Genomic DNA, 25,425 nt, shown 5'->3' with positions numbered 1-25,425 from the left:
CAGGAGTCTCGATATTCCAGATGGATGATGTAACACCGTACTTACCCAAGAATTTCTTTCAAACTGATGTTTTTGTTTCGACAACAAACTAGCCAATTGTCGGAAAAGCAACGAATCCTATTCCACTCCACTTTCTAAAATCTTAAATGTCTTCTTATTGCAATCAATTTCTGCCATTGCGCCATATGGCAAAATAAATTTTGGCTCAGTATGTCCAAAATTCAAATTGTAAAGCACTGGCAAATCCTCTAAATCAAATTCCACCATTACTTGTTTGATTTCTTTTTTATATTCCTCGTAATACTTCTCATCTTGTGGCTTACCAAAAATGATTCCTTTTGTTTTTTGTAAAATTCCTTGTACAGCATAATTTCGCAACCAATATCTAATAAGATTTGGTTCTGGTTTTTCTTCCGATGTTTCAAAGAAAAGTATGCTATTCTGCCAATATTCTTTCTCAGGCCAAAGTTCAGTTCCTTTAGCAAACTCTAGCACTTCAATACAACCACCAATCAAATGTCCTTGTGCTACACCTGATCCTTGAAGTACCTCGTACCCTAAATTTTTCCGCATCGTCCGTCGACGGTGCTTGTTCTCTTCTATCCATTCTACACGCTCGCTCGTCCACTCATTAGCAGGTGTAATTTCACCAATAACTTCAGTGGAAAAAAGTGTCCGTTTCACCATTTCAATCGTATAGGGATTCATCTCCACGTTTTCAGCAAAATCAGTTAAAATTGCCGGACCATAAAAAGAAGAAACACCTGCTTTATAGCAAAACAAATGTGAAATGGTTACATCAGAATAACCCATGAAAATTTTAGGATTTTCACGTATTACTTGAAAATCGATATAGGGAAGTAAGCGTATACTATCATCTCCGCCAATATTTGCAATGACTCCTTTGATGCTTTCATCCTTAAACGCAGTCATCAAATCTTCCGCACGGGCTTGTGGGTTTTTATAAAGATATGCTTCCCCTTTCAAACTATTCGGCATAGGAATAACATCTAGTCCAAAAACCTTCTTTAGTCTCTTTACTCCTTGTTCATACCGCCATCTAAGTGTACGCTCCCCCGCTCCTCCCCAAGAAGGACTTACCGTCGCAACACGATCACCTGGCTGCAACTTTTTTGGTTTTATTAGCACATTCCCCACCATCCTTATAACCCGTTATCAAATTCCTTATTCAAAGAGAATAGCGCTACGATTAGCACCAATGTTTAACACGCTTACTACCATTCCTCTAGCTCCCATGTAAACCATCTGCCATGCCCATCTGTTTCTCCCACGACTCTTGATTCGACTTCTTTGTTCATAAATGCATCTAGATGAAGCTTTCTATCCCACATATTATTATAAATATGAAAGATATCTCTGCTTTCACCAATTTGAGCGATATCACTGAGCAATCGTTCCTTCTCTTGCTTAGGGATTTGGTTGGCTACATGTGTGTGGAAAATACATACGGTATTGTTCATAGGAATTTCCTCAACTAACTCCACAAGCATGTCAATGGCATTTCCTTCAATAAGCTGTAGCTTCTCCTTATGTTTTCTCACAAGTGATACTGCCTGTTTAAACATTGCTCGTCTTTCATGGTGCTCCGGCCAAATCAATGCATACATCCATTGATAAGAGGCTTTGTCTGTAACATCATTAATATGTAAATCGATACCAATACGTCGTTCTACCGGAGGAAAGCGTTCTGAAATAATTGGCTTCCCATTTCCTCGAACCTCTGCATGAATATAGAGTGATTCCTGCTCATTACCGTAAACCTGATTATTGAAGGAATACGTATAGCGATATTTATCCCATAACAGCTGCAGCCCCGCGCTTGTTCCAATCTCAATAAATGCCAAGGGCTTATTTGTTTTACGATAAATAGAATCAAAGATGGGAAGAAGATAAGCACAGCGACGAACTTCATTTGTTTGTACCATTTTCGTTTGAAGTAAAGGAATAATTGCTTGTCGATTTCGCAAACAAAAGTCGAGGAATACTGGAAATGCTTCTGTTTCTGTCTTCGGCTCTGAAACGATACTTGCATAATAGTTTCTTAATTCATGCTCCGTACCGTTTAACAGCAAAAAGTGCACCGCTCCAAAAAATAAGTTGGGAATAGGCTGCCCTTTTCCAGCATGTGCACTCAGTTCCAGTAACTCCTTATTTGCTGCTATGTTTTTTGAAAGGAATGCATATAATGTACTCGAACCACTACACTCTTCAGCAAAACGCATAAATCGATTGGATAAAGCCTGATAATCCATTGTTTCCCTCCTTACTTCCTAGAAATAAACACTTATATGTCAACGCTCCGAACGCGAAATTGGACGTTCTAATGCTTGTATATCTTCTTCTAAGCTCGCTATTTTTTGTTCGACAACGTCTTTGGCATCATGAACACCTTGATTGTAAAAGAAGGGTCCAAGCTCCTTCATGATGAAATCTAGCATTCCTTCTGCTGCTATATCCCCAATTTCTTCTGATCGTTCTGTATAAAAGTAATCCTTTAATTTATCCATTGCTTGCTCTTTTTTCTCTTGCGGAAATTTAATATACATTTGTTTCCTCCAATCATTTATTCAAAGCTATAAATAAGTATTGCTGCTGGAATCAGTCTCCATGAGGATGCTTTTCTTGCAAATTTGCAACAGACCGTTTCACTACAGCTTTCAAGGTATCAAGATGAATGTCTTCTACCTTATTAATGTACATACAGTATTTCCCTACCGTATACGGCCCTAATTGCTTTAATAACTCACCACATTGTATATCTTCTACCTCAATATATAATCCGATCTTTGCTTTACGTGGTGAAAAACCAACTAACGGAGCTTCTCCCTCGTGTCCAGACGGAAAATAGTAATTATATTTTCCGAATCCAATAATACCCGTTCTCCACATTTTGGGATCATATCCCGTCACCTCTGAAAATACATCAATGAGCATATACGCTTCCTCTCGCCGCTCAATACTTTCCCCGTTTTCTATAAATTCTATAACACTGTTATCTGTTTCCTGCGTTTTTTGATCATACATTGTAAACACCCCTACCCCGTTTTCAAGCTTTGCACAGCTTCACGCACTTTTTCAGCTTTCCTCTGCTAGCTTTCTTAAGCAAGCTAACAAAAAAAGCTAATAGTCCCCTTTTCTTCCTCTATCGAAGCCAAATACTCTATCTCTTTTCTCTAAATTTACTATGTAGAGAAATATTACCATATGGACGGTTCGCGCAACAGGAACAACATTGACCTTTTTTACGAATCTCCTCTACCTATTTAATCAACGAACCATTCCTTCATGAAAATGCTTCGTGCAATTATGTAGCTCTAACTCCCAGGCATCCTTTTGATAGGTTACCAATGTTAGCGAACAATTATCTAAGGAAGCCTCCATATCCATGCCAGGAAATAACGTGCGTAACATATGTTTGATAAATGAGCCATGACTAACAACTAACACATGCTTTCCTTCCTGCTTTTGAAGCACATCTTGGATAAACGCCATACCTCTCGTCACAACTGCTGCTCGGTCTTCTATTCCTAAATCCTTCTCACGCCATTCTTCTCCCCATTTTTCGATTCGTTCTGCTTCTGTCGTTCCTTCAATGAGCCCGCCGTTTACCTCTCGAAGTCGTGCGTCTAAATGAACTTCTGCCTCTCTTATATGTTGACCAATTAATGTTGCCGTTTGCTTCGCTCGTTGTAGATCACTTGAGTAGATTACTTCCCAGCTCTCTGCGGCTAAACGCTGACCAATACAGTCTGCTTGTAGTTTTCCTTCTTCATCTAACGGAATATCTGAATTCCCTTGGGCCCTTCTTTCTTTATTCCAAGCAGTACACCCGTGTCTTACAAAGCCAATTCGTGTCATCATACTCCCCCATCTCTATGTCTAGGATAGTCCATTGTATCTACTGTTTAAGTAGCATTTTTCTTTTTTTCTACACATGCCTCTCTTACATACGTCTTACTAGCGGTAAAGTTCCAATGTATTGGAACTTGGTGGCCTATTAAGTTATGATAAAAAGCCTTTTTCATGCTCTTTATCTAGCTAAAGAAATCGATAATCGGATCATATCACGACAAACAATCCCATTCTCAATGATTTCCGCTTCATATTTTTCTTGAAAATAACCGCGATCTACACCGGTGATTCTAAACCCACATTTTTGGTATAATGCTAGCTGTCCGATACTAGAATTTCCTGTTCCAATTTCCATTGTTTCATAGCCTTGCTCGACTGCACATCGAATGGCATGCTCAACGAGTTGTCGCCCAATGCCTCTTCCTTGTTCTTTTTCAGCTACTGCTATGTTGATTAGCTCAACGGTTCCAGGTCGTGTTGAAAGTAACATATACACGCCAATGATTTGCTCATTTTCTATCGCCACATAACAGCTTCCGCGATCAATATACCAATCAACATAGTCCTTATTAGGATCAGCTAACAGGAGCAATTCCATCGGTGGCTGATTTCCTTTATCTATTTTGTATATCTTCATTCGATTCTTCACCCTTTTATGCTACTTATCGCAATATGTTATCCTTTACTAATTCGCCATTTCTGGATGAAATTCCTTGTTTATGGAGCAGTGAATCTATTTTTCTATCAATAGTCTTAAATGTAAAGCGATAGGTAAGCATATAGAGATTAGGCTAATCTAAAAAAAGAACCGCCACTGCCTGGCGATTCCTTCATTGATTTTCTTTATTACAGACACCTGTTACACTTTCATTGTCGCTTTTTCCTTAAACACTATTTTCCACAGTAGTGGTGTCATGATAAGCAATAATGCTAAATATACATACACCCCAAAATCTAGCTGTGTTATAGCATAATGGATACCTGCAAAGATACCAGCAACAATCATGAGTAAAAACGTCTTCATCGAGCTCCCTCCTTGTTGCACACTTTCAAATGGCTTAGAGAAAGGGATACGTCCATCATTAACAACCTTATAGGCGATCAACGTATGCAAAACTGTCGACAAAAAGACGACGAGCAAATCTGGAATAATACGACTTGAAAACACAATCGTAAATATTATCGATAATGTCAAAAAAATTGGCAAATAGTACGTCATTAAAAATCCCTTTAAAGCAGCACTATAAAAAAGCGATTTATCATCCATATCAGTTGTTTCGAATATCCATGCACCTTTGTATGAATTGGAAAACTGTAGCATGTAAACGACAATACCAATAATTATATTACTCCAATAGATATTAAGATAGGATTGACCTTGTACCAATTCTTCGTAGGTTCCGAAACTCAACTGATTAAAGAGAAATACAAATGGAAAAATAACCGCCAAGCCGAGGGTAGGATATACCTTTAGCTTTAAATCACGCTCTCTACTTAGCATCAACGTTGAAAAACGATAAAAGAAGCGCTCCTCTCGACTTCGACACACGAGCTTTTCCCAAAATGTACTTAATAATCTTTTTTTGCGTTTGTTTTTTGTTTCTTCCTCCAGCAGTTTTTGTAAATTCCGCTCAAAAGAAGGCATTAGACGGTAATACACATAAATAGATAGCACCGGAGCAGCTACTGCTAACAAAGAAAAGATAATAATCACACTCGTGTACTGTTGATTAAAAAGCATTTCAAATGGAGCTCCGAACCACATTGGCGGGATAAAAGCATGCCACCAGCTAAATTCATAAGTAAACGTTAAATCAACAACATCAAAAACTCTAGCTACGATTTGATAGCCAATGACAATACCTAATGACAACGCGATTTGAACATAGTTAATAATATCCTTTAATTTTTCACCACTAAAAAAGCGAAGAATAAAAATGTATGTGAGTGCAGTTAACGCTAAAATGAACAGAATAAGCAACATTACTTCTGCCAAAAAAAGAAGAAAATAAGCAATACCTTGCACGGCAATCATCACTGCGGATGGGATTAAAATAAATGCACCTGTAATCGTTGCTAAATAGATGGTAATATGAACAAGCTTTGCCGCACTAATCGTACGACTGCTTACAGGCTTTGTATGTAAAATTGTCTTATCTCGCACATCAAGTAGTACAGAGGAAAAATCAGAGATCATTGTCGTCATTAAAATAAACATCATAATCCCGAACATGATGCTTATTTGAAACATATAGTTTTCTCCCAAAAACAAAAATGGGACAAGTGCTAGCCCATAAAATACATAGATAAATAATGATTTAAGAAATTGGTTTCCTGCTTTCTTTGGTTTCCCCATGTTCTGACTTAAAATAGATGGAACTCGACGTTGATCCATTAGCAACTTCATCGCAACCATTTTTCGCATGAGCGGATAATCAATGTTTAGTGCTCGAAAGATTGGTTGGAAGAAATCAAGCAATTTAAGCGAACGAAAGTTATTCACCTTCATCACCATCCATCACAATGCGAACGACGTTGTCAGCTGTATGCGCATGCGCCTCAAAGCCAGTTAATCCTTTAAAAATACCTTCTAACGATCCTTGCTTACTTTCTGCTTTCAATTCCTCAAAGGATCCATCTGCAGCAATTTTCCCATCGACGAGAAGAACAATTCGATTGCTAATTTTCTCTACTACATCCATTATGTGCGAGGAATAAAAGATTGTTTTTCCTTTCGCTGCCAGCTTATCAAGTACATCTTTAATAACCATAACACTATTTGCATCTAAACCATTTAATGGTTCATCAAGAAAGATCAAGTCAGGATCGTGCAAAAGACTCGAAATGATTAACGTTTTTTGTTTCATCCCCTTGGAAAAAGAGGAAATTCTAGAATGAAATACGTCCTCCATTCCAAACGCTGTCATGAGCTCCTCTGCTTTTCTTTCTGCAACTGCCTGCTCTAACCCATAAAGCTCCCCTAAAAAAGTGAGATATTCACAGGCTGTTAAATTATCATATATCTCGGCATTTTCCGGCACATAACCAATTCTTCGTTTGTATGTATGTCCATCGGTTCTAATGTTTTGACCGAACAATTCGACGGTGCCATTGTAGCCTTCGATTAAACCGAGCATTATTTTTAAGGTCGTACTTTTCCCCGCTCCATTTGGACCAATATAACCGATAATTTGTCCCTGATAAACATCTAAGTCAATTCCTTTAAGCACCTGTTTTCCCGCAAAACTCATCATTAAGTTTTGTAAGGAAAGCACACATTCTCTCTCCTCTTTCATCCCTTCAACCCCTTTAAATCTCTGCTGTTCTTAACATATCAAGCGGTTTATGTGAATGCAAGAAGTATTTGTAAATTGATCTGTATTAAAGTCTATTATACGAAGTTCATTTTTTTACTCATACGGTTCTTTCAAAAACTTTAGGAAACGATAAACTAGCTTCTGATTTATTTATGGAAATATTCTTTTAAGGACATACTGCAAGATGTGAGGTGAACGCTTATGGTTAGACGTAGAAAAAAGACAGAACTCAAATTATTAATAATAAGCATTGCCATTCTTTTCATAGCAACAATGGCTTATAATTTCTTGATTTGGCTCTCTTCATTGTCTTTGCTTACTTGGATTTCTATTGGAGTTTTGATAACTGGGCTAATTTGGTTAAAACAATATAGAAATAAACAAAGAAAAGTTAGAGAAATGGAAATGCAGCGACTTGAACTTCAACGACTTGGCACATTAAATCAATTGAAAAAGAGGACTTCCTTACAGTTTGAATACTACATAAGTGGTTTATTTCAACAGATGGGCTATGATGCACACGTCACAAAGCCAACCGGTGATGGTGGTAAAGATATATTAATCTATAAAGATAACTTCTTTGCGATTGCGGAGTGCAAGCGCCTTACCAAGTCAAAGGTTACTCGCCCGCAAATTCAGAAATTTCATAGTGCTATCATGGACTGCAAAGCTGAAAAGGGGTACTTCATAACAACTAGTGACTTTACAAATCAGGCGATTTCATATGTTATAGATAAGCCTATTTATTTAGTTAATGGCGAGAGATTAATTCATTTAATTGAAGAGATTACTTCTGGGGGGATAATAGATTACCAACTTGAAGATTTTTTAGGATTGTAACGAGGTAAATATAATACACCGAAAGCTTAAAAGAGCCCGCTCATCAGAAACCGATGTTCAGGCTCTATTTTCTTATCCCCTGCAGGTGTGACACCGCATCTTTTTTCGTCATATGCGTCCATTTTTCATTGTTAATTATGCTGCTGCACTTTTTTCGTTTCTTTTTCCTTCATTACAAATGACATCGGCTTATCTGCACCAGTAAATAGTTGGTATATATAAGAGGAGGTTAGCTGGTATCCTTCCTCTACCTTCTCCGCTAAATAGTTTGCTCGCTCGTATAAAATCGATCGCATTTGTTCTACCTGTCTTCCTACTTTTTGGAGCAATGCCAGCTGTTCATCCATTTCCGTTCTTATTACTTGCTGCTCTTTTTGCTGACCTGCCATTTGTTCAGCCATTGTCGTTTGCTGTGTTTGTATAGAATCGACCTTACGATCCAGTTGTATCGTTAGTTCTTCTACTGCGTTTAGTTTTTCCTTTGCTACTCGATCATCACTCGTCAATTGCTTTAATCGAGCGACAATATCCTCTTCTGAAGCATGCATTTGTTGAAAATGATCTGCTAGGAGCTTTTCCGCATCGATAATTGTTTGAATATTTTCCTGCAGCCTTGCCATTTCATCTTCACCAGCTTGAACGATTCCTTGAAGTGCCGTTTGCTTTTCATCTAAAGCCTTAAGCTGCTGTACTGTCTTTGTTTCCATGTTTTCACGTTTCTCTTGTTTTTCAAGAAGCTGCTGCAACTTTTGGGTAATACTTTCCCACTGATTGGAAAAGGACTGCTCTTGCACTTTATACATTTCCTGAAGCATTGTAAACGATTGAGAAAACGACGCGTTTAGCCTTCTTTGTTCCCCAATCATGTCAGACATATAATCCGTTTTAAAATAGTCTTGATTGTTTGGTTTAATGGACGCTTCATTTTTAAACACACCTGGATGATCGTTGGCATTTATATATAAAGTCATGCTTTTCCACCTCTTTTTCCATCGTTTCTATAGACTATGCAAACAACGTAAATATGGGCATTGCCAATCCACTATTCCTCAATTATTCTTCAGTCATTCACAATGTAACTAAAGAAATTACATCAACTGGGAAAATATGCCGATATAAGGAACAAACCATTATTTTAAAGTGAGGTGTCATCATTGTTTTGTAGTAAATGTGGAAATCAAATGGAGAGAAATAACCAATATTGCCCAAAGTGCGGCAAGGCTAATTCGTTTATTAACGAGGGTACTGACGAACAACTAAGTGCAACAACACATGAACAAACATATGAAGGTAATCCATCCTTAGAAGAGGAAATATACGATTATATTCAAGATGATAAAGGCTACTATGCACGAAAGTGGGAAAAATCAGCAACTCGTAATGGTATCTCTTTTAATATTTTCGCGTTTTTATTCGGCCCATTCTGGCTCGGATACCGCAAAATGTATTTATTCGTGTTTCTCTTTTCCCTTGTGTGGTTGGTAATGGATTTTTTATTATACTTAAGTGGATATACATATAACTTAGCAAACCTACTAGCATTTGAAAATGATCCGGTCGACCAAGTAATTAGCGTTGTCACATTCGTGCTTATTGGCTTTTTCGGTAATAAGCTTTATAAAAAGCATGCCATACGACACGTAAAAAAAACGCGTGCCACAACTCCTAACTATGAGAATCGCTTAACCATTTATAAGAAAAAGGGTGGGGCCAGCTGGCTTGGTGTGCTTTTCTCATTCCTTATTCTCATTGGTGCATATGTTATACCGACCCAGTTCATTCCATTAAATGTTAGTCCTATCGATGAGGTTCAATATGCAGTATATGATGAAGAAGAAAATATTAATTTACATGATATGTTTGAAGTTGTTTTTGATAAAGGAGAATGGACCTTTATTCAAACAGTTGATAAAACAGACTATGTTGATTTCAACGGAGAACTAACAATCGACCAAGAAACGCATGAAGTTACTTTTCATTTTGCGAATAGTGACGATTATGAAGATATTGATATCCTTTCTGTTTCCGTTGATAACGAAGAGCTTGATGTATATGATTCCAGTGATTTTCTCGATTATATTTATGACTTATATCAAGAACAATAAACGAGCACACTTCTCCTAAACGGGGGAGGTGCTCGTTTTTTATTAACTTGGGCATCCTACATGATTTCCGTTGCATCAGACGGAAGTCTTCTTACCGTTTGTAAATACTTCATCATATTGCTGTCATCCTTTTCTGGATAGCGGAAGGATAATTGGTCTGATAAGTCCTGTGCCAATGTACGAAACAATTCACATGAAATAAAGATTGCTTCCCACATATCGTTATATTCAAATCCCGCATATGTTTTTTCATACATAGACCAATATTCCGTGGGCAAATAGGTTTTAAAATACTTTCCCATTTTTCCGACTGATATTTCAAAGTTATAGTTACTTCCAACCCACCAAGAAACCATTTCATCTAAGCGATGACGCACGACACATTCAAACATTTGCTTTGCATAAGGTAATTCATCCCGCCAGATTCCCTTTGCTACGTTTTGTAAACACCACCAAAAATCATTACAACAGCTACTATACATTGCTTCAGTCGGTCGTTGCACGAAGTAATCCTGATCAGTGGGAGCAGGAATATCTGGGAGTATATTGTCCTTATCGACTAATGGAACAGTAAGCATATCATTTCCATAGTTTCGAAGCATATGGTCTTCCGTTTCAATGTGAAGGTCAATTCGATTTCCATCTGTAAAAAGCATTAAATAACCATAGGTGGACAGGTTATTATTATCGTTCTTATGAAGCGCAGCATCGTTTTTATCAGGCTCTTGGAGCATTAGCAATTCTCCAAAGGCGTGAATCCATGCTTGATCTTGGATAAAAGATCTCGTTTCTGTCACTACGTACACGATATCGTAGTCTTGAAAAATATCCTTCTTCACATTCGAGTTTGTTCGCGAACCGTTCATGTACACTGCTCGAACACGGTCATCGTCTTTCGCAATTCGAATAAGCAAGTCCATCATCTCTTGTTCTGTTCTCATAAATACCTCCCCTGTTTAGCATCGCATTATGTTCTTCTTTTATTGTAACAGTATATAAGATAAACGGATTATTTCATTCCCAACTATCCCTTTTTTACCAACGCTTAACAAGAAATTTTAATCGAAGAAATTGAAGTTGCAAAAAAAAGATTCCAATTCGTAAAATTTCTTGTATAATTATTCCGAAATGCATCACAACATATGACTAACAAGTAGACCGGGTTTAAATGAATAAAGAATACGGGAACAAGCTTCTATAAAGCTATTTTCCAGAAAGCCCGCAAGCTTTCATATAACATGTTCGCATTTTAAACAGAAAACAAAAGGGAGAGTGTAAATGAACAAGCCAATTCCAATGATTCAATTTACAAATGTTACGAAGAAATTTGGGGATGACCAACCTGTACTAGACAATGTTAGCTTTGAAATAGAGCGTGGAAAATTTTATACATTGCTTGGACCATCTGGTTGCGGTAAAACAACAATCCTCCGTTTAATTGCAGGGTTTATTGAAGCAACCTCAGGTGACATTTATTTTAATGGGAAAAAATGCAATCATATTCCAGCCAACAAACGTCAGGTTAACACTGTTTTTCAGGACTATGCCCTATTTCCACACTTAAATGTTTTTGAAAATGTCGCTTTTGGTTTACGAATCAAAAAGCTTAAAAATAAAGTAATCGAAGAAAAAGTAAAGAAAGCACTTAGCTTTGTAAATCTAGCTGGTTATGAAAATCGGGAAATAAGTGAAATGTCTGGTGGACAACGTCAGCGTGTTGCAATCGCCCGTGCGATCGTTAATGAGCCAGAGGTTATTTTACTTGATGAACCATTATCAGCGCTTGACCTCAAATTGCGGACACAAATGCAGTACGAGCTTCGCCAGTTGCAGCGCCGTCTAGGAATTACGTTTATTTTTGTCACACATGATCAAGAAGAAGCATTGGCAATGTCCGATGAAATCTTTGTTATTAACAAAGGAAAAATCCAACAAAGTGGTACGCCAATTGATATTTATGATGAGCCTATTAATCGCTTTGTAGCCGACTTTATTGGTGAATCAAATATTGCGGAGGGAACGATGGTACGAGATTTCCTCGTTCAATTTGCAGGTCGTGAATTTGAATGTGTGGACCAAGGAATAAGTGCACAGGAGCCTGTCGAGATCGTTATCCGTCCTGAGGATCTGCAAATTACAGCGCCAGAACAAGGAAAGCTACAAATCACCGTCGATTCGCAGCTTTTCCGTGGTGTTCACTATGAAATCTTTGGCTCGGATGAAGCTGGGAATGAATGGCTCGTTCACTCTACAAAAAAAGCAAGTGTAGGTGATAAAATCGGCTTGTACTTTGATCCAGAAGCAATCCACGTCATGCGTCTTGGCGAAACAGAAGAGGAATTTGATCGGCGACTAGAGGCCTACACGGAGGGAGAAGCGGATGGGAAATAAGCTGACTCGCAACCTGTACATGATTCCGTATTCACTCTGGATCGTGCTATTCGTAATCGCGCCTATCATGCTTGTTTTATATTATTCCTTTTTTGATATTGAAGGAAATTTTTCACTAATTAATTATCAAAAGTTTTTTACACCCGTTTATTTAAAAATGACATTAAGCTCGTTTTGGTATGCTTTTTTAATTACGTTAATTTCCTTACTCTTTGCTTACCCAACTGCATATTTATTAACAAAAACAAAGCATAAGCAGCTTTGGCTTTTACTTATTATTGTGCCGTCATGGGTAAATCTTTTGTTAAAGGCATATGCATTCATTGGAATTTTCGGACAATACGGGATGGCAAATAGCCTCCTAGAAATGATCGGAATTGGCTCAAGGCAAATTTTGTTTACCGATTTTAGCTTTATATTTGTCGCAGTCTATATTTTTATTCCGTTTATGATTTTGCCGATATTCAATGCGCTTAACGAACTGAATCCTTCGCTTTTAGATGCTGCAAACGATTTAGGCGCATCCAAGTGGACCGCATTTCGGAGAGTTATTTTTCCATTAACTATTGATGGTGTTAAATCTGGCTGCCAAATCGTATTTATCCCTGCACTTTCCTTATTCATGCTTACAAGACTAATTGCCGGAAACCGTGTTATTACACTAGGAACCGCAATCGAACAGCATTTTCTTGTGACACAGGATTGGGGCATGGGCGCGACGATCGCTGTATTTCTCATTATCGCGATGTTTTTCATTATGTTCTTAACCCGCGATAGAAAGCGAGGGGTGTAACATGCATCATAAATCAACTCCTACTGCAAAAATATTTCTATTTATTATATTTGCGATTCTTTATACACCAATCTTCTTCCTTATCTTTTATTCGTTTAATAGCGGAGGAACGATGAGTCATTTTGAAGGATTCACCTTAGATTGGTATAAGGAGCTTTTTCATGATACACGTCTTTTCATCATTGTTTTAAACACACTCGTAATCGCTCTATTATCATCTTTAATCGCTACGATAATCGGTGTGTTTGGCGCCTTAAGTATTCACGCATATAAAAAACGAATGAAAAATACACTGCTTTCGTTAAATAATGTGCTCATCGTTAGTCCAGATGTTATTATTGGCGCATCATTTTTAATCTTATTTACCTTTGCTGGGATTAAGCTTGGTTTTTATTCTGTCCTGCTTTCCCATATCGCATTTAGTATCCCGATCGTTGTGCTACTCGTATTGCCAAAGCTAATGGAGATGAGTCCTTCTTTAGTTGATGCTGCAAAAGACCTTGGAGCAAGCAATTGGAATGTGCTTACAAAGGTTGTCTTACCATATATTACACCAGGTATTTTCGCTGGATTCTTTATGGCATTAACGTATTCCTTAGACGATTTTGCAGTTACGTTCTTTGTTACAGGAAATGGATTTTCTACCTTGTCTGTAGAAATATACTCGCTTGCACGGCAAGGAATTTCATTAAATATTAATGCATTATCTGCAGTTTTATTTGTTGTCACGATACTACTCGTGATCGTCTATTATTTCATAACGCAACGTACGAATATGAAAGGAGTGGGGATTAGAAAATGAAAAAACTGCTGCAGCTTTTTATAGCAGGTATTATCCTGTCCGCGATCCTTTTATATGCGATACAAGCAATGAATGAGTCACAAGGCTATAGTGGCGAGAATACACTCACCATTTATAACTGGGGAAACTATATTGATATGGATTTAATTAAACAATTTGAAAAAGAAACAGGGGTCAATGTTATTTACGAAACCTTCGATTCCAATGAAGCAATGCTAACAAAAATACAGCAAGGTGGAACTACCTATGATATCGCCGTTCCTTCCGAGTATATGATTGATAAAATGCGGGAAGAGGATCTCCTTATCCCACTAGATCACAGAAAGCTTCCAAACCTGAATAACATTGATGATCGTTTTATGGATTTGCCTTTTGATCCAGGCAATAAATATTCCATCCCCTATTTTTGGGGGACTGTAGGAATCGCTTTTAATCCAGAGCTATTGCCCAACAAAACATTTACAAGCTGGAATGACTTATGGGATCCAGCATTAAAAAATGAAATTTTACTCGTTGATGGTGCACGTGAGGTCATAGGGATGGGGTTAAATAGTCTTGGCTACTCCTTAAACGATACGAATAAACAGCATTTACAGGAAGCTTCACAAAAGCTAGAGACGCTCACACCGAACATTAAAGCCATTGTTGGAGATGAAAATAAGTTACTCATGCAAAATAATGAAGCAGCAATTGCTGTGCTATGGTCTGGCGATGCAGCCGATATTATGTGGGAAAACGAAGCAATTGACTATGTAGTTCCAAAGGAAGGCTCCAATCTATGGTTTGATAATATGGTTATTCCAAAGACAGTTAAGAACATAGAGGCAGCTCATCAATTTATTAACTTTATGCTAGACCCTGAAATCGCTGCTCAAAACACGGAATATGTGGCATATTCAACACCTAACAAAGCAGCACTTTCCTATATGGATGAAGAAATGGTAAATGATGAACGCTTCTATCCTCCACCAGAGCTGACCGAAAAACTAGAAGTATATAAAAATTTAGGGCCAAAAATGCTTTCGTATTATAATGATCTCTTTTTGGAATTTAAAATGCATCCAAAATAAACAAGCCACGTCTGTTTCTTGATCAAGTTGAGGGGATTCTTGATCGTTTGTCGCACTTTCTCGATCGTTTGCGGCGGTTTCTCGATCGAATTTGGGGTGTTCTCGATCGTTTGGGGCGGTTTCTCGATCGTTTGGGGGCTTTCTCGATCGTTTGAGGCGGTTTCTTGATCGAGTTGCCCCGATTCTTGATCGTTTGTCGCACTTTCTTGATCGTTTGGGGCTTTCTCGATCGATTGTGGTGAATGCGAACCCCATTTTCAAACTGCGGTGGTATGATGTGTATTTTAAAACAAATTCTACTGTTTTGTCCTAACTCCTTTCTGATTTCGAACCATTATTCAGAAACAACAATACTCAGGATTGACAATCCATGATCAATAAAGGAAAATTGGAATAATATATTTCGTTAGTCTCAACGTAAAGAAGGGAGTATTTATCTTGAATCAGCGTGAACAATTCACAACAAGACTTGGTTTTATTTTAGCTGCTGCTGGATCAGCTATTGGATTAGGTGCCATTTGGAAATTTCCTTATATTACAGGGCAAAACGGTGGGGGAGCGTTCCTCCTCATTTTTATTTTATTTACATTAATACTCGGCCTTCCATTATTAATTGCAGAATTCACCATCGGAAGAACTGGGCAGCAGGATGCTGTTCGTTCGTTTAAAAAGATTGCACCTGGTACACCATGGTTTTGGATCGGTATATTAGGGATGGTAACATGCTTTATTCTTCTATCCTTTTACAGTGTTATTGGAGGATGGGTCGTAGGCTATCTTGGAATGGTATTCTCAGGTGACTTAAGTTCATTAGATACGAGCGGATATGCTGCACTGTTTGGTGAAAAAATTGCTAACCCAGCGTTCAGTTTAACCGTGCAATTTATTTTTATGGTAGTGACGATTCTTGTAGTTGCTAAAGGCGTGCAAAAAGGAATTGAACGAACAAGTACTATTATGATGCCGGCATTATCTATTTTATTTATTATCTTAGTTGTTCGTGCAGTTACCTTAGAAAACGCAGGTCTAGGAATGAACTTTCTATTCTTCCCTGATTTCTCAAAGGTTACTTCAGAAACGATTTTAGAAGCAATGGGCCAATCGTTTTTCACATTAAGTATTGGTGTTTCTGTTATGGTTACATACAGCTCTTATTTACCAAAAGATCAAAGTTTACCGCGATCAGCACTTTCCATTGTAGCAATGAATATTGCGATTGTACTTTTAGCAGGTCTTGCTATTTTCCCAGCTGTTTTTTCATTTGGACTTGAGCCTGATGCTGGACCTGTTTTATTATTTCACGTATTACCAACTATTTTTAGTCAACTACCATTTGGGATGTTTTTCTTTGCTGCATTTTTAATCGTCTTTCTTTTTGCCGCGCTAACCTCTGCGTTTTCGATGCTGGAAATTATTGTTGCGGTCATCTCAAAAGGGGACATTCAAAAACGAAAGAAGTGGGCATGGATAATTGGTTTACTTATTTTTATCGTAGGTATCCCTTCTGCACTTTCTTTTGGTGTTTGGAGTGACATCTCGCTGTTTAATAAATCCATTTTTGATTTTGCTGATTACTTAGTCAGTAACATTTTAATGCCGATTGGCGCTTTACTGATGGCCCTTTTTGTTTCTATGAAAATGAAGAAATCTGCCTTATATGAAGAGTTAAAGCAAGGCAGTAGAATTAGCTACGGATTGTTTCGTACGTGGTTTTTCCTCATTCGCTATGTCGCACCAGTGTTAATTATTGTCGTCATGCTTGATGTACTTCAAATTTGGTAACCTTTCATACGAATATTTGATACTAGGCCCTTTTTAAAAGGGTCTTTTATTATGCCCTTGTTACAGAGGAAAAAGCTTAATGAAAGGCAAATTTACAAAACCTTTACACTACCCTCATACTCGCTTAATAAACACCTCCTATACTAGAAATTGAGAAGGGAAACCTTCAAAACTAGTTTTACCTATAAAAAGGGAGGACAATTCGAATGCAGTTAAAAAAATATTTCATGTTTCTTGTTATTGCTATTTTTGCGGTTACATTAGTAGCTTGCCAGGAGACAGACGCAGAGAAAGAAGCAAAAGAAGATAAAGGAAATACAGAAGGAACAGCAGAGCTAGAAGGAAGTGTCGTAATCGACGGTTCGGGGACAGTTTATCCTTTAATGGCTCGTATAGCTGAAGAATATATGACAACAGAGCAAGAAAACGTTTCTGTTGAAGTAAGCCGTGCTGGTACAAGTGCAGGATTCAAAAAATTCCTAGTAGAAGACGGCACAGACTTTAACGATGCTTCTCGCCAAATAAAAGAGGAAGAAGCAGCAAAAGCAAAAGAACTTGGCATCGATGTGAAAGAGCTGAAGGTTGCGTTAGACGGACTTACATTTGTTATTAATAAAGACAATGATTGGGCAAAAGAATTGAAAGCAGAAGATGTAAAAAAAATCTTCTTAGCAGATGGTAATGTGACAAAATGGTCTGATATTAATCCCGAATGGCCAGCTGAAAAAATAAATACGTATGGTCCAAACGAAAACCATGGAACATATGAATTCTTCTATGAAAATATTTTAGAAGAAAAGGATCTTGTAAGTGATGTGAATTTACAGCAAGAGTATTCTACACTTGTAAAGCTTGTTTCGGAAGATAAAAACGGCATTGCATTTTTCGGGTTTGGTTACTACGTAAACAACCAAGACAATTTGCAAGCTGTGCATGTGGACTTCGGAAACGGCGCGGTGGAGCCATCGTTAGATACCATTGCTGAGGATGGAGCATATGCAGATTTTACACGACCTGTCTTCACTTACTTGAACGTAAATCAAGCAAAAGAAAAAGCGCAGGTAAAGGATTACGCCCTGTTTGTAATGAACAACATTAACAAGTTCGCAGGGGAAACTGGCTTTGCACCAATTCCGGAAACAGAGGTACAGGAAAACATTGATTTTCTGAAAGGACTATAAAACGAGCAGCCTGACAATCAAATGCATTTATAAGATGAGGACTTCATAGTTCTCATCTTCTTGCGCCTTTATAATGCGCGATTTAAGAATCGGTTTAACTCCCATTTAAATAGAGAACAACTGCATGATGATTGAATTTGACAAAGAAAGGAATTAAAATCTGATGTTTCTAAAAAGTGGGCTTCCATCAAAGCATCCTATCAATGTCAGAGAAATGATCGAAGAAAATAAGCATACCAAAAAAACAAAGCAATCTTTTGAAAAAGCAATTCCAGTTATATTATTTCTCGTAGCAGGCATTTCCATCCTGACTACAATTGGCATTATCTATATCCTATTAACACAAAGCCTTTCCTTTTTTAAAGATGTATCGATGATAGAATTTTTTACTGGAACCGTTTTAAAACCGTTAAGTCAAAACCCTGAATTCGGTGTATTACCTCTTATTACAGGTACAGTCATATCATCTTTGATTGCAATGCTTGTCGCTGCCCCAATTGGGTTAATGTCTGCAATCTATTTAAGTGAATTTGCATCAGAAAAAGTTCGCAAAGTACTAAAGCCAATGCTAGAGGTGTTAGCGGGCATTCCAACAATTGTATATGGTTTTTTTGCCTTTACATTTGTCACCCCTCTATTGCGACAAATGATTCCTGGCTTAGAAGCAACGAACATCCTTAGTCCAGGTATTGTAATGGGAATTATGATTATCCCAATGATTGCTTCGCTATCAGAGGATGCAATGAATGCTGTTCCTAACGCCATGCGTGAAGGTGCACTTGCTTTAGGATCAACTAAGCTGGAGGTTGCCTTAAAAGTAGTTGTTCCTGCTGCTTTTTCAGGAATAGTCGCCTCTTTCGTGCTTGGTATATCGAGAGCAATCGGTGAAACGATGATTGTTACGATCGCTAGTGGAAGCTCAAAAAACTTCACATTTGACATTACACAATCAATGCAAACAATGACTGCATATATTGTCGAGGTTACTGGCGGAGATGCACCGGCAGGATCGACTATTTATTACAGCTTGTATGCTGTTGCGATGACGCTATTTGTTTTCACCCTTGGGATGAACTTATTTGCTCGCTATGTCTCACGGAAGTTTAGGGAGGAATATTGATATGAAGCATATGGATAGTGCAACTGTTCAAAAAAGAATGCAATTACGTGTCACCATGAATACGGTCGCCAAAGGACTCTTTTTTCTCTCTAGCCTATTCGGTATTATCGTGCTTAGCATTTTAATTATTCGCGTTTTCTCAGAGGGAATTAGCTGGATTAATCTTGATTTTCTGTCTGGGAAACTATCAACACAGCCAGAACGAGCAGGAATTATGGGTGCCATCCTTGGTACCTTATGGCTCATGGTCGTCGTTGCCCCTGTAACAATGTTCTTAGGAGTGGGAACTGCCATTTACTTGGAGCTTTATGCAAAAAAAGGGAAGCTGCAATCCTTTATTCAAACTAATATTGCGAATTTAGCTGGGGTTCCGTCCATTGTGTATGGAATTCTAGGTATGACCGTGTTTGTTCGTGCACTTGATTTTAGCAATATCGTGCTTGCTGGCGGATTAACGATGTCCCTGCTTATTCTTCCAATCGTAATTGTAGCCAGTCAAGAAGCTATTCGGGCTGTTCCAGGCTATTTGAGTGAGGCATCCCTTGGAATGGGAGCAACGAAGTGGCAAACAATTAAAAACATCATCCTGCCTGCCTCATTACCAGGCATTTTAACCGGAGCGATTCTCTCACTTTCAAGAGCAATTGGTGAAACAGCGCCATTAGTAGTTATCGGTATTCCTGCTTTACTAATCCCTTTTCCGGGCAGTATTTTCGATAAATTTACGGTACTACCGATGCAAATTTATTACTGGACATTAGATTCATCACTCGTTACCGAATATGCTTATTTAGCTGCTGCAACGATTGTCGTGTTACTTATGGTGCTACTCCTATTAAATGCAACAGCAATTGTAATTCGCAACAAATTCCAAAGACGTTATTAATAGCTTTGCAAGCGATGTGCACCGCTTGTTCTTAAATTCTTAAAGGAGTGTGAAATAAATGAGTGCTTTAACCATTGTGAATAACGAAAAGGTCAAACCGATGCAAAATAAAACAAGTATTTTAACAGATTCAGTAGTAGAAAAAGAAGTTGTATTTGAAACAAAAGATTTAAACCTTTGGTATGGTGAGGTTCACGCATTAAAAAATATCAATTTAACGATTCATGAAAAGGAAGTAACTGCAATCATCGGTCCATCTGGATGCGGAAAATCAACCTATCTTAAAACATTAAACCGAATGGTTGAGCTTGTACCAGGAGTTCGTACGAGTGGAACGATTAATTATAATGGTAAAAGTATTTTGGATAAATCCATGCAGGTGGAAGAGTTACGGACACGAGTTGGTATGGTGTTTCAAAAACCAAATCCATTCCCAAAATCAATTTATGAAAATGTTGCATATGGTCCTAAAATCCATGGTATTCGAAATAAATTGGTGCTTGACGAAATTGTAGAGAAAAGCTTACGTGGAGCTTATATATGGGATGAAGTAAAGGATCGATTACACGAAAATGCTTATAGCCTTTCAGGTGGTCAGCAGCAACGCCTCTGTATTGCACGTTGTCTAGCGATAGAGCCAGATGTTATTTTGATGGATGAGCCGACATCAGCTCTTGATCCTAAATCGACATTAAAGGTAGAAGAATTAATTCGCGAGCTAAAGGGTGATTATGCAATTGTTATCGTAACGCACAATATGCAGCAGGCAGCGCGAATTTCAGATCAAACTGCATTTTTTCTTGATGGTGAAGTCGTAGAATTTGATAAGACGAATGTTATCTTTAATGATCCTTCTGACCGCAGAACAGAGGACTATATTAATGGACGCTTCGGCTAATATTCAGCGTCTCAATATGCGTAAAGACTGGTTTGTTTGGAGGTTAAAACCTTTCCAATGAACATAACCAGTCTTTTTTATTTTGGCTCTAACGATACTTCGACCCCATTATAACTTCTATATGACTTTTATAACTAAAAAAGAAAAATGGTAAAAACACCAGCACTACACTTTTGAATTATTGACAACGTGTTTGATTGATATAATCTATCTAAGATAGTTAATAGTGAACTTATTTTTAAAAATTTAAAGCCAAATCAATACATTGTTCGTCTAATAAATGAAAGTAATTAAGGAGGTGGCTACTGTTTGTTAAATTTAGTAAGGAAGGCACAAAAAGGGAATGATAAGGCGTTTTTGTCTTTATTTCAGGAATATGAACAAGATATATATCGAATAGCTTTTGTATATGTGAAAAATCAAAGTGATGCACTCGATGTGGTTCAAGAAACAGCATATCGTTCATTTAAAACCATCAAATATCTAAAAGAGCCAAAATACTTTAAAACGTGGTTACTAAGAATAGCAATAAACTGCTCATTCGATTTACTTCGAAAGCAGAAGAAAGTAGTTCAATTAAAGCCAGAATACGAGGAAAATGTATCAGGAGATATCAATGAAAATACTGATTTAAAAGTGACAGTCCAAGACTTAATTGAAGGATTAAATGAAGAAGAAAAAAGTGTTGTTATATTAAGATTTTACGAAGGTTTAACTTTCAAAGAGATTTCAGAAACACTTACTATTCCTTTAGGTACGGCAAAAACAATTTTATATCGAGCTTTAGACAAGCTCCGTACTAAATTGAAAGGAGATGGTTTCTATGAGTAATAATATTAAACAAGAAATGAATAAAATTGAAATCCCAAAAGAACTGCATGAAAAGACTAAACTGGGCGTTTCTCAAGCAAAACAAGAAATGAAAAATACTAAGAAAAAATATAATGTAAAAGTAATTGGTATTGCTGCCGCTTTACTAATATCTATCGGAGCCTTCGCTTTGTTTAATAACGGATTAAATGATACAGCAAATCATCCAGCTACACCATTTATTACCGATGATGGTGGAGTGAACATCCCGGAGATTCAATTATCAGAGGGAAATATGAATGCTGACATGATTGGCTTAATTGTATATAACGGTAAAATTTATACACAAACAAGGTCAGAGATAGACGCCAAAGCTGCAAAGGATATTTTAGGTGAAAAGCTCGGAACTACAAAAGGAACAATAGATGAATGGAGCAAAAAAGAAGCCTATGATGAAGAGTTTGCATCGACAGTGGGAAAGACAGATGTATACGCTGTTAAGGGGTACGATAAAAACTTTAGAATAATGACATATCAAGAGCAAAACGGGAAGATTTATGCCGAGTTTTTTGAGAATCTCAATGGAATTAAAATAAATAGTGGCCAAGATATTTTCGGTAAATTAAATATGGTTGGAAATATATCTTCTGCACAATATAGAACATTTAGTGATTGGGATAACAGTATTGATAATTATCAATCTATTACAGATATGGAAACAATAAATACCTTTGTTACAGAACTAAACAAGGCGAAACCTTTCCCGCGCACTCAAAACTCAGACCCAATAAGTAATTCACGGACCGACGAACAGTATAGAGAATTAAGTATTCATTTAGAAGACGGTACTACGGTTAGACTTACTCTATTAAAAGAGGGGTATATCTATTATGGATTCATGGGTGCATACTTTGAAATAAATAAAAATGTATTTTCAAAATTATGGAGTAACCTTGAATAAAATCCACAGCAATACCATTACAAAACGCTCAGATACTATATTCTGAGCGTTTACCTTAGAGCCGATAGAATGAATCAATATCTAACTTTTTACAAGATAAAAATAACAAAAAAGGCAGATTATCGTTTTTGATAATCGAGCCTTTTTTAAGTATTCGCATGCCTGTATTTCACTTTACTGGATCGTTTTTATTCTTCTAATACAAATCGCTGCGAATGATGATGCAATGCCTCTGATAGATCTCGAAGCTCTATTCCAATATGATGTGTTTCACTCATTTGCTTTATTTGCGTATCACTGATTATCAGCATTTCTTCCACACTTGCTAAGGTCTCTTGAGAAATAGCTGATACACGATCTGTTGCCAATTCTAGCTCTGGAAGCTGTTGATGTATCTGTTGGAGCTCTTCACGCATCCCACTCATCCGAGTGCTCACAGCCGAAACATCTTCCATCATGTTTTCGATAGAAATTTTTGTTTCCCTTGACAACTGAAGCGTCCCCATTGTTTTAGTATGCATTAGCGTGAACTCACTTGTCGCCTTACTAGTAATTTCCCCCATTGATGCAATCGAATTGGTAATATTATTGGCTGCATGTCTCGAATGCTCTGCAAGCTTTCTCACCTCATTTGCTACTACCGCAAACCCTTTTCCTGCTTCCCCTGCTCTAGCCGCTTCAATTGATGCGTTCAGGGCTAATAAGTCCGTTTGTTCCGCCATTTTATGAATAACGACAACGAATTTCTTAATCGCTGCTGCATCCGCACTAACTTGCTGTATAACAGCTTTTAATTGACCAAAATCGTACTCATATGTTTCAACCGTTCGAATTAAATCAGTTGTTTTTCTTTCTCCAGCAGCTGCAGTCTGTGCCATTATTTCCTGGCTCTGTGAAACTTCCTCCATATTTGCCGTCATTTCTAACAGCTTTCTATGCATAGAGTGAAAGGATGTGATGGATGATTCAGAGCTGCTTGCAGTTTGCTCTGCTCCTTCTTTTACCGCCTTAACTGCTTCCACTAAATCATTACTTGAAGCTAGGGTAGTTGTTGATGATTGTTGTAATGCACTTCCCTTGTTCTCCAGCTGTATCGTCGTATCCTTTAATTCGGTTAGCATCTCTCGAATACTATGCACCATGGCTGTATAGCTTGTGTACAATGACGTAATTTCTGGGATTGTCGTATCAACCTTTTCAGGTAGCGTCCATTTTCCCTCAAGAACTCCTCGCATCGTCTTTTGAAGCTGTGCTAAAGGCGTTGTCATACTTCGAACAAAAAACACAACAACTACCGTTGCCAAAACGATTAATCCTGTGGCGATGAAAAATGTAAAGCGGGCCATATCATTTATCGCTTGCATATATGTATGAGTGGGAACGGCAAGCACGTATATCCCATTAACATCTGCCATTTTCCGAAATGCAAACGTATAATCCTTCTCACCTATTTGGGCATGTAGAATACCAGCTCCAGCCTCTGTTATTTTATTTATAATCGAATTAGGAAGTTTTGGTGCTTCTGGATTATTTACCAAAAATGGGGTCGCCTTTTTATTGGAGATCGAATAATAAGAAGAGGTCATCCCTTCTGTTTTTAATTTTTCCTGTTGGGAGCGAATGTTCCTTTCTAGCTCCTGCATAAAATAAGCTTCATCACTGACATATAAAAACTTTAGATTTTCTGCAATGTGTCCCATCAACTCTACTTCTCGAACTAATCGATTCTCCACTTTTTCAACTGTCAGCGTTTTTGCTTTAGTATAATATACAGCTCCAACGATTCCGACAGATAAGATAATCGATAAAGTAAAAAGAATGAGCAAGCGCATCCGTATAGATAGATGCTTTTTCGTATAATTCGAAGCACGTTTAATTGCCTTACTCTTTTTGTCTTGTACTTTATTCTTTTTAGTCACCTTCCGCCCTCCCGAATAGTACAATATACCCATTCTTATTGTACCATCCCACTGTGAAGCTTCTGTAAATTCAATGTGAAGTTTGATTTACAGTGGTGAGATTCAAGCGGGACCGATTTTCTATTTTACTGAACAAGCACGACAAAGGTATAGGATGCTTCTCCTGCTTTCCATGTAGCAAACACTTCAATAATATGAGTACCCGTTTCCACTGGGAGTGTTAATTCATTCTGATCCACCTCAAGCGTTCCCGAACGCGTCTCTTCCCATAGATAGGCTTCTATTTCCGGTTCAGATTGATCGGTAAACAGAATGCTGGCAGATTCACCTGCAGGAACGACGACAGGATCCATGTTAGCAGCGATTTGAAAAGGAGCCGCAGCATCAGCGACAACATGTTGATTTCCATATTGCCATTTATATGAACCTCGCTGTGCCTCAATTGTTATTTCATTAATCTTTACTTGCATGTGAGGCGGTTCCTTTTGTTCCCCCTCCAGCTTGCACCCTACGGCTATTAACATCACAACAATTAATAAAAACGACAATTTAAAAAGATTGTGTTTCATGATGATGCCTCCTTTAAAGTTAGACGAAAAGAATCTCGTACTTTGTTTCATTTTACTCACTAAAAGAAAAAAGCCACCCACTAAGTCCACTGAAGACTTATAGGCAGC

At 37.7% G+C, this 25,425-nt stretch carries 25 protein-coding genes; 13 read left to right on the top strand and 12 right to left on the bottom strand.

Translation table 11 applies throughout. The annotated features are described in order from the left end of the window. Window positions 1-117 precede the first annotated feature (117 nt). The 8 genes from QBK89_RS08440 to QBK89_RS08405 form a co-directional block, all read right to left on the bottom strand. The gene (locus QBK89_RS08440) at window positions 118-1,149 is read right to left on the bottom strand and encodes a S66 family peptidase (RefSeq protein ID WP_284140600.1); all 1,032 of its coding nucleotides are present in this window, start codon (window positions 1,147-1,149) and stop codon (window positions 118-120) included. A gap of 86 nt (window positions 1,150-1,235) precedes the next feature. Next, the gene (locus QBK89_RS08435) at window positions 1,236-2,273 is read right to left on the bottom strand and encodes a DUF2332 domain-containing protein (protein ID WP_284140599.1); all 1,038 of its coding nucleotides are present in this window, start codon (window positions 2,271-2,273) and stop codon (window positions 1,236-1,238) included. Between the two features lie 39 nt (window positions 2,274-2,312). Beyond that, window positions 2,313-2,567, bottom strand: coding sequence for a DUF2164 domain-containing protein (locus QBK89_RS08430; protein ID WP_284140598.1), 255 nt, complete (start codon window positions 2,565-2,567; stop codon window positions 2,313-2,315). Window positions 2,568-2,619: 52 nt separating this feature from the next. Beyond that, a complete protein-coding gene (locus tag QBK89_RS08425) occupies window positions 2,620-3,045 on the bottom strand; it encodes a DUF1801 domain-containing protein (RefSeq protein WP_284140597.1) in 426 nt (141 codons plus the stop codon). A gap of 243 nt (window positions 3,046-3,288) precedes the next feature. Continuing rightward, window positions 3,289-3,879 carry a histidine phosphatase family protein gene (locus QBK89_RS08420; protein ID WP_284140618.1) on the bottom strand — a complete coding sequence of 197 codons (591 nt, stop codon included), beginning with the start codon at window positions 3,877-3,879 and terminating at the stop codon, window positions 3,289-3,291. A 172-nt stretch (window positions 3,880-4,051) separates the two neighbouring features. Then, window positions 4,052-4,510, bottom strand: a complete 459-nt coding sequence (locus QBK89_RS08415; RefSeq protein ID WP_284140596.1) for a GNAT family N-acetyltransferase — start codon at window positions 4,508-4,510, stop codon at window positions 4,052-4,054. Between the two features lie 222 nt (window positions 4,511-4,732). Then, entirely contained in the window at window positions 4,733-6,376 is a 1,644-nt protein-coding gene (locus tag QBK89_RS08410) for a hypothetical protein (RefSeq protein ID WP_284140595.1), read from the bottom strand. Then, window positions 6,369-7,169, bottom strand: a complete 801-nt coding sequence (locus tag QBK89_RS08405) for an ABC transporter ATP-binding protein (protein ID WP_284140594.1) — start codon at window positions 7,167-7,169, stop codon at window positions 6,369-6,371. The genes QBK89_RS08410 and QBK89_RS08405 overlap by 8 nt, the downstream gene beginning before the upstream one ends. 222 nt (window positions 7,170-7,391) lie before the next feature. On the opposite strand from QBK89_RS08405, the gene QBK89_RS08400 reads away from it, so the two are divergent. Continuing rightward, window positions 7,392-8,030 (top strand): restriction endonuclease, encoded by a 639-nt coding sequence (locus tag QBK89_RS08400; protein WP_284140593.1) that lies wholly within the window; start codon window positions 7,392-7,394, stop codon window positions 8,028-8,030. A gap of 131 nt (window positions 8,031-8,161) precedes the next feature. Here QBK89_RS08400 and QBK89_RS08395 read toward each other — a convergent pair whose 3' ends face one another. Next, the gene (locus QBK89_RS08395) at window positions 8,162-9,001 is read right to left on the bottom strand and encodes a hypothetical protein (protein ID WP_284140592.1); all 840 of its coding nucleotides are present in this window, start codon (window positions 8,999-9,001) and stop codon (window positions 8,162-8,164) included. A 210-nt stretch (window positions 9,002-9,211) separates the two neighbouring features. Here QBK89_RS08395 and QBK89_RS08390 point away from each other — a divergent pair, with 210 nt between their 5' ends. Further along, window positions 9,212-10,135, top strand: coding sequence for a DUF2628 domain-containing protein (locus tag QBK89_RS08390; protein WP_284140591.1), 924 nt, complete (start codon window positions 9,212-9,214; stop codon window positions 10,133-10,135). A gap of 56 nt (window positions 10,136-10,191) precedes the next feature. Here the strand turns inward: QBK89_RS08390 and QBK89_RS08385 are convergent, their stop codons facing one another. Further along, the gene (locus tag QBK89_RS08385; RefSeq protein ID WP_284140590.1) at window positions 10,192-11,076 is read right to left on the bottom strand and encodes an aminoglycoside 6-adenylyltransferase; all 885 of its coding nucleotides are present in this window, start codon (window positions 11,074-11,076) and stop codon (window positions 10,192-10,194) included. A 337-nt stretch (window positions 11,077-11,413) separates the two neighbouring features. Between QBK89_RS08385 and QBK89_RS08380 the strand changes: the two genes are divergently transcribed. The 11 genes from QBK89_RS08380 (at window position 11,414) to QBK89_RS08330 (ending at window position 22,829) form a co-directional block, all read left to right on the top strand. After that, window positions 11,414-12,526 (top strand): ABC transporter ATP-binding protein, encoded by a 1,113-nt coding sequence (locus QBK89_RS08380; RefSeq protein WP_284140589.1) that lies wholly within the window; start codon window positions 11,414-11,416, stop codon window positions 12,524-12,526. Next, on the top strand, window positions 12,516-13,319 hold the full coding sequence (locus tag QBK89_RS08375; RefSeq protein ID WP_284140588.1) for an ABC transporter permease: 804 nt from the start codon (window positions 12,516-12,518) through the stop codon (window positions 13,317-13,319). The genes QBK89_RS08380 and QBK89_RS08375 overlap by 11 nt, the downstream gene beginning before the upstream one ends. Before the next feature lies 1 nt (window position 13,320). Next, window positions 13,321-14,121 carry an ABC transporter permease gene (locus QBK89_RS08370; RefSeq protein WP_284140587.1) on the top strand — a complete coding sequence of 267 codons (801 nt, stop codon included), beginning with the start codon at window positions 13,321-13,323 and terminating at the stop codon, window positions 14,119-14,121. Continuing rightward, a complete protein-coding gene (locus QBK89_RS08365) occupies window positions 14,118-15,191 on the top strand; it encodes an ABC transporter substrate-binding protein (RefSeq protein ID WP_284140586.1) in 1,074 nt (357 codons plus the stop codon). Before QBK89_RS08370 ends, QBK89_RS08365 begins: the two co-directional genes overlap by 4 nt. A 438-nt stretch (window positions 15,192-15,629) precedes the next feature. Further along, window positions 15,630-16,973, top strand: coding sequence for a sodium-dependent transporter (locus QBK89_RS08360; RefSeq protein ID WP_284140585.1), 1,344 nt, complete (start codon window positions 15,630-15,632; stop codon window positions 16,971-16,973). Window positions 16,974-17,179: 206 nt separating this feature from the next. Beyond that, entirely contained in the window at window positions 17,180-18,154 is a 975-nt protein-coding gene (locus QBK89_RS08355; RefSeq protein ID WP_284140584.1) for a PstS family phosphate ABC transporter substrate-binding protein, read from the top strand. A gap of 163 nt (window positions 18,155-18,317) precedes the next feature. After that, window positions 18,318-19,274, top strand: coding sequence for a phosphate ABC transporter permease subunit PstC (gene pstC, locus QBK89_RS08350; protein WP_284140583.1), 957 nt, complete (start codon window positions 18,318-18,320; stop codon window positions 19,272-19,274). A gap of 1 nt (window position 19,275) precedes the next feature. Beyond that, entirely contained in the window at window positions 19,276-20,160 is an 885-nt protein-coding gene (gene pstA, locus QBK89_RS08345; protein ID WP_284140582.1) for a phosphate ABC transporter permease PstA, read from the top strand. 100 nt (window positions 20,161-20,260) lie between these two features. Next, window positions 20,261-21,058, top strand: a complete 798-nt coding sequence (gene pstB, locus QBK89_RS08340; RefSeq protein ID WP_284140617.1) for a phosphate ABC transporter ATP-binding protein PstB — start codon at window positions 20,261-20,263, stop codon at window positions 21,056-21,058. A 309-nt stretch (window positions 21,059-21,367) separates the two neighbouring features. Then, window positions 21,368-21,889 (top strand): sigma-70 family RNA polymerase sigma factor, encoded by a 522-nt coding sequence (locus tag QBK89_RS08335; RefSeq protein ID WP_284140581.1) that lies wholly within the window; start codon window positions 21,368-21,370, stop codon window positions 21,887-21,889. After that, the gene (locus tag QBK89_RS08330) at window positions 21,882-22,829 is read left to right on the top strand and encodes a hypothetical protein (protein ID WP_284140580.1); all 948 of its coding nucleotides are present in this window, start codon (window positions 21,882-21,884) and stop codon (window positions 22,827-22,829) included. The genes QBK89_RS08335 and QBK89_RS08330 overlap by 8 nt, the downstream gene beginning before the upstream one ends. A gap of 188 nt (window positions 22,830-23,017) precedes the next feature. Here the strand turns inward: QBK89_RS08330 and QBK89_RS08325 are convergent, their stop codons facing one another. Both QBK89_RS08325 and QBK89_RS08320 read right to left on the bottom strand, forming a co-directional pair. Further along, the gene (locus QBK89_RS08325; protein WP_284140579.1) at window positions 23,018-24,748 is read right to left on the bottom strand and encodes a methyl-accepting chemotaxis protein; all 1,731 of its coding nucleotides are present in this window, start codon (window positions 24,746-24,748) and stop codon (window positions 23,018-23,020) included. 125 nt (window positions 24,749-24,873) lie between these two features. After that, window positions 24,874-25,317 (bottom strand): hypothetical protein, encoded by a 444-nt coding sequence (locus QBK89_RS08320; RefSeq protein WP_284140578.1) that lies wholly within the window; start codon window positions 25,315-25,317, stop codon window positions 24,874-24,876. Window positions 25,318-25,425: the final 108 nt, after the last annotated feature.

The sequence above is a fragment of the Virgibacillus sp. LDC-1 genome, assembly GCF_030137545.1.
In the GTDB taxonomy this organism is placed as follows: Bacteria; Bacillota; Bacilli; order Bacillales; family Amphibacillaceae; genus LDC-1.
The sequence above is the reverse complement of the archived record's forward strand: the minus strand, read 5'-3'. Positions and strand labels throughout refer to the sequence as shown.

Excerpts from the sequence above, each read along its gene's own strand:
- QBK89_RS08435 (WP_284140599.1), bottom strand. The coding sequence starts at position 2,273 with ATGGATTATCAGGCTTTATCCAATCGATTTATGCGTTTTGCTGAAGAG.
- QBK89_RS08430 (WP_284140598.1), bottom strand. The coding sequence starts at position 2,567 with ATGTATATTAAATTTCCGCAAGAGAAAAAAGAGCAAGCAATGGATAAA.
- QBK89_RS08425 (WP_284140597.1), bottom strand. The coding sequence starts at position 3,045 with ATGTATGATCAAAAAACGCAGGAAACAGATAACAGTGTTATAGAATTT.
- QBK89_RS08420 (WP_284140618.1), bottom strand. The coding sequence starts at position 3,879 with ATGACACGAATTGGCTTTGTAAGACACGGGTGTACTGCTTGGAATAAA.
- QBK89_RS08415 (WP_284140596.1), bottom strand. The coding sequence starts at position 4,510 with ATGAAGATATACAAAATAGATAAAGGAAATCAGCCACCGATGGAATTG.
- QBK89_RS08405 (WP_284140594.1), bottom strand. The coding sequence starts at position 7,169 with ATGAAAGAGGAGAGAGAATGTGTGCTTTCCTTACAAAACTTAATGATG.
- QBK89_RS08400 (WP_284140593.1), top strand. The coding sequence starts at position 7,392 with ATGGTTAGACGTAGAAAAAAGACAGAACTCAAATTATTAATAATAAGC.
- QBK89_RS08395 (WP_284140592.1), bottom strand. The coding sequence starts at position 9,001 with ATGACTTTATATATAAATGCCAACGATCATCCAGGTGTGTTTAAAAAT.
- QBK89_RS08390 (WP_284140591.1), top strand. The coding sequence starts at position 9,212 with ATGGAGAGAAATAACCAATATTGCCCAAAGTGCGGCAAGGCTAATTCG.
- QBK89_RS08385 (WP_284140590.1), bottom strand. The coding sequence starts at position 11,076 with ATGAGAACAGAACAAGAGATGATGGACTTGCTTATTCGAATTGCGAAA.
- QBK89_RS08380 (WP_284140589.1), top strand. The coding sequence starts at position 11,414 with ATGAACAAGCCAATTCCAATGATTCAATTTACAAATGTTACGAAGAAA.
- QBK89_RS08375 (WP_284140588.1), top strand. The coding sequence starts at position 12,516 with ATGGGAAATAAGCTGACTCGCAACCTGTACATGATTCCGTATTCACTC.
- QBK89_RS08370 (WP_284140587.1), top strand. The coding sequence starts at position 13,321 with ATGCATCATAAATCAACTCCTACTGCAAAAATATTTCTATTTATTATA.
- QBK89_RS08365 (WP_284140586.1), top strand. The coding sequence starts at position 14,118 with ATGAAAAAACTGCTGCAGCTTTTTATAGCAGGTATTATCCTGTCCGCG.
- QBK89_RS08355 (WP_284140584.1), top strand. The coding sequence starts at position 17,180 with ATGCAGTTAAAAAAATATTTCATGTTTCTTGTTATTGCTATTTTTGCG.
- pstC (WP_284140583.1), top strand. The coding sequence starts at position 18,318 with ATGTTTCTAAAAAGTGGGCTTCCATCAAAGCATCCTATCAATGTCAGA.
- pstA (WP_284140582.1), top strand. The coding sequence starts at position 19,276 with ATGAAGCATATGGATAGTGCAACTGTTCAAAAAAGAATGCAATTACGT.
- pstB (WP_284140617.1), top strand. The coding sequence starts at position 20,261 with ATGCAAAATAAAACAAGTATTTTAACAGATTCAGTAGTAGAAAAAGAA.
- QBK89_RS08330 (WP_284140580.1), top strand. The coding sequence starts at position 21,882 with ATGAGTAATAATATTAAACAAGAAATGAATAAAATTGAAATCCCAAAA.
- QBK89_RS08320 (WP_284140578.1), bottom strand. The coding sequence starts at position 25,317 with ATGAAACACAATCTTTTTAAATTGTCGTTTTTATTAATTGTTGTGATG.